7 protein-coding genes are annotated in these 3,621 nt (G+C 71.7%); all 7 read left to right on the forward strand.

The genetic code is table 11. The features are described from left to right. Positions 1 to 720: ERF family protein (locus tag PV350_RS45560; RefSeq protein ID WP_500339185.1), on the forward strand; the 720-nt coding region annotated here is incomplete at its 5' end. Continuing rightward, positions 717 to 1,466 (forward strand): exonuclease domain-containing protein, encoded by a 750-nt coding sequence (locus PV350_RS45565; protein WP_500339186.1) that lies wholly within the window; start codon positions 717 to 719, stop codon positions 1,464 to 1,466. The genes PV350_RS45560 and PV350_RS45565, both read left to right, overlap by 4 nt. Continuing rightward, positions 1,463 to 1,792: a hypothetical protein gene (locus PV350_RS45570; protein ID WP_500339187.1), complete on the forward strand. Its 330-nt coding sequence runs from the start codon at positions 1,463 to 1,465 to the stop codon at positions 1,790 to 1,792. Before PV350_RS45565 ends, PV350_RS45570 begins: the two co-directional genes overlap by 4 nt. After that, the gene (locus PV350_RS45575; protein WP_500339188.1) at positions 1,789 to 2,052 is read left to right on the forward strand and encodes a hypothetical protein; all 264 of its coding nucleotides are present in this window, start codon (positions 1,789 to 1,791) and stop codon (positions 2,050 to 2,052) included. Before PV350_RS45570 ends, PV350_RS45575 begins: the two co-directional genes overlap by 4 nt. Next, positions 2,045 to 2,446 (forward strand): hypothetical protein, encoded by a 402-nt coding sequence (locus PV350_RS45580; RefSeq protein ID WP_500339189.1) that lies wholly within the window; start codon positions 2,045 to 2,047, stop codon positions 2,444 to 2,446. The genes PV350_RS45575 and PV350_RS45580 overlap by 8 nt, the downstream gene beginning before the upstream one ends. Further along, positions 2,443 to 2,985, forward strand: a complete 543-nt coding sequence (locus PV350_RS45585; RefSeq protein WP_500339190.1) for a RusA family crossover junction endodeoxyribonuclease — start codon at positions 2,443 to 2,445, stop codon at positions 2,983 to 2,985. The genes PV350_RS45580 and PV350_RS45585 overlap by 4 nt, the downstream gene beginning before the upstream one ends. Beyond that, on the forward strand, positions 2,985 to 3,621 hold a 637-nt coding region (locus PV350_RS45590), incomplete at its 3' end, for a WhiB family transcriptional regulator (RefSeq protein WP_500339191.1). The genes PV350_RS45585 and PV350_RS45590, both read left to right, overlap by 1 nt.

Raw genomic sequence — 3,621 nt, forward strand, 5'->3', positions numbered from 1 at the left:
CTTGCTGACGCCACGGACAGTGCCCATGACGCGGGACCAGGCGACGTAGACGGGGACCTGCTCGGCCCCGACGGGCCCGAGCAGGTCCCCGTCTACGTCGCCTGGTCCCGCGTCATGGGCACTGTCCGTGGCGTCAGCAAGGGCGCCTGGTACGGCAAGCCCAACCAGAACGGCAGCTACCAGTTCCGGGGAGTCGACGCTGCCCTCAACGCCTTCGGCCCGGCCTGCCGCCTCCACGGTGTCCTCGTCCTTCCCGTGAAGACCGAGGCTGCGTACCGCGACGTGAAGACCAGCACCGGCAAGCCCTCCCGCGAGTGCACGGTGACCGTCACCTACCGGATCATCGGCCCGGCCGGCGACCACATTGAAGTGCAGTCGGTCGGCGAGTCGATGGACTCCGCCGACAAGGGCACTGCCAAGGCCTTGTCCACGTCGCTGCGTTCGCTGCTGTTCCTCGGCGGCCTGGTCCCGACCGGCGACCCGGACCCGGACTCGGTGAACGTTGAGCGTGGCGACGCACCGACCAGGTCTGCCAACGACTACCGCGACGAGATCGTCAACCCGCGCACCAGTGCGCAGCGGCTGGATCAGATCGGCTACGAGCTGCGGCAGGCGAACCTGCTGCACGCCGTCGTGCAGAACGAGAACGGTGACGAGGAGACCCTCGACGCGCTCGGGATGCGGATCTACAAGGAGCGCACCCAGGGCGGTGGCCAGTGAACGCCACCTTCCTCACCGCCTGGAGGGCGGCATGGGACACCGAGACCACCGGCACCAGCGTCTTCGAGGACCGCATCGTCACCGCCGCTTTCATCGTCCGCGCCCCCGGCCGCGACGACCGCGTCTTCTCCTGGCTCATCAACACCGGCGTCCCCATCCCCGCCGAAGCCGCCGAAGTCCACGGCATCGACGACGCCAAGGCCCAGGCCGACGGCGTCGAGCCGAGGGCCGCGCTTGACGAGCTCGCCGGCCACATCACCACGGCCGTCGCCCACGGCATGCCGCTCGTGGCGTTCAACCACAGCTTCGACTGGTCGATCCTCCACTACGAGCTGCTCCGCCACGGCCTGCCCACCATCGGTGAGCGGCTCGGCAAGGACCCCGTGACGCTGGTCGACCCGATCGTCATCGACAAGCAGATGGACCGCTACGTCAAGGGCACGGGCGCCCGGAAGCTCAAGCCGACCTGCGAGCGGTATGGCGTCGAGCTCACCGACTGGCACACCGCCGAGGCCGACGCCCTGGCCGCGCTCCTCATCGCCGAGGCCCAGTTCGCGAAGTACCCGCGGCTCAACACCCTCAGCCCCGGCGCCCTGTTCGCGTCGCAGGCGAAGTGGCGCGCCGAGCAGCAGGCCTCGCTGCAGAAGTGGTTCCGCACCAAGGCCACCCCGGAGCAGGGCGGCGACCCGAACAAGGTCATCGCGGGGGAGTGGCCGCTGCTGCCCGCCGAGGAGGTGCAGGCATGAGCCTCCTCGGACGCCGCGAGAAGCGCGAGAACAAGCAGCTCCGCGAGGACAAAGAGCGACTCATCGCCCGGATCGACGAGCTGAAGGAGCGCTGCGCCGACCTCGAGCGCAACCCGGCCGTCGCCAAGCGCCGCGAGATCGACATGGCCGACCGCATCCTCACCCTCGAACGCCAGGTCATCACGAAGGACACGGCGATCAAGCGGCTCAGCCAGCAGCTCGACGACGCCATCGGCAACCGCAGCACCGAGGGCGACCTCGACGCCGCCGGCGACCGCGAGAAGACCCGCCGCGCCGCCGCCGCAGCCGCCAGAGGTGACCTGTGATCGGCCCCCTCACCACCGAGCCCGGCCAGTACGGCACCGCCGCCGTCATGGCCAGCGTCGCCGCCCTGGTCTACGTCGCCCGGACCTGGCCCGCCCGCCGCCGCGCCCGCCACGCCGCTGTCGCGCCCCGGGCCGTGGTCACCACCGCATTCCGCTACTGCCCCGCCGAGCTGCGCACCCGTGCCGTCGTGATGCACCGCGACGGCACGGGCCGCTGCGACTGCGGGGCCGACATCCCGGCAGGAGGACCCGATGCCTGACCTCAGCGACGACCAGCTCGACGACCTCATGGCCGCCATCGGCCTCGTCCCCCCGGCCACCCGCGGCCCCAACGCCACCAAGCCCTGCGGCACCGCGGCCGCGTACGCCCGGCACCTCCGCCACGGCGAGACCCCCTGCGAGGACTGCCGCCGCGCCAACCGCGAGTACAAGAAGGGCGGCGGCGCCCGGGCCAAGCGGCAGGGCCAGCGCAAGCCCATCAACCACGGCACCACCGCCGGGTACCAGCAGCACCGGTACCGCGGTGAGGCCCCGTGCGAGGCGTGTCGTGAGGCGATGCGGGTCAAGTCCCGGGAGCGCTACTACGCCGACCCAGAGCAGTCGCGCCGGTACGTCCGTGACAGCTACTCGCGTCGCAACGGCGGTGCGCTGTGACCCTGTTCGACACCGAAGCTCTCCCCGGCCGCACGGTCCCCGGCTGGCAGCCCGGCGACCCCGACATCACCATCACCGTCTACGGAACCCCCGCCCCGCAGGGCTCCAAGCGCCACGTCGGCGGCGGCGTCATGATCGAATCGTCGAAGAAGGTCAAGCCCTGGCGGCAGGACGTCAAGCAGGCCGCCCTCGACACCACCCAGGCCATCCCCGGCTGGCGCCCCCTCGACGGCCCCCTCGCCGCGTGGATGATTTTCACCGTCCGTGATCGCCCCGCCAGCAAACCCAGTTGGTGGCCCGCCGGCATTCCGTGGTCCAAGACCCTCATGTGGCGCCCTGCCTCCACGCCGGACCTGTCCAAGCTGCTCCGCTCCACCGAGGACGCCCTCACCGGCATCGTGTGGAAGGACGACGCCCGCGTCGTGGAGTACCAGCGCCTGGCCAAGCACTACGCCGGGGACGCGTCCGGCGGGCTCGACGTCCTGGGCAGCCCTGGCGCGGTCATCCACATCTGGCAGCTCAAGCCGGAGGTGGGCTGATGGGCACCGCTCACCGCCCCCACAAGCGCGCCGTACCCACCCTCCTGGCACCGGCCGCCACCTGGGAGGCACGCGCCGCCTGCCGCGGCGAAGACATCGACCTGTTCTTCCCCGACGGCGGCGGCCCCGCCTACGCAGCCGCCGCCAAACAGATCTGCTTCCGCTGCCCCGTCCAGACCGAATGCCTCCAGGCAGCCATCGCCGAAGACGCCACATACCCCGGCAACCCCATGGGCATCCGCGGCGGCCTCAACGGACGCGAACGCCGCGAACACGCCATCCGCACCGGACAGCTCCCCCCGACCACCCACCCCGAGGAGGCGACCGTCACCGTGACCACCGACCCGCACTCCGAATGCGGCACCCGCCTCGGCTACCGCCGCCACCTCGAGCTCGACGAGACCCCGTGCGACCCATGCACCGTCGCCCACACCGCGATCGAGACCGAGCTGGACCTGACCTGGTCGGCAATCCAGCCCGCCCGCGTCGAACCGCGCGGACCGCGGCCGGAGGCCCGGCAGATCATCAGCCCCTTCGCAGACCGGCCGCGCACGCCCAAGCGGGCCCCGCGCGAGAAGCAGCTGCCGCCGATCGGCCGCACCACGGCCATCGCCCAGGCCCCCGAGCCACCCGCCC

The sequence above is a fragment of the Streptomyces sp. PA03-6a genome, from assembly GCF_033792765.1.
Taxonomy (GTDB): domain Bacteria; phylum Actinomycetota; class Actinomycetes; order Streptomycetales; family Streptomycetaceae; genus Actinacidiphila.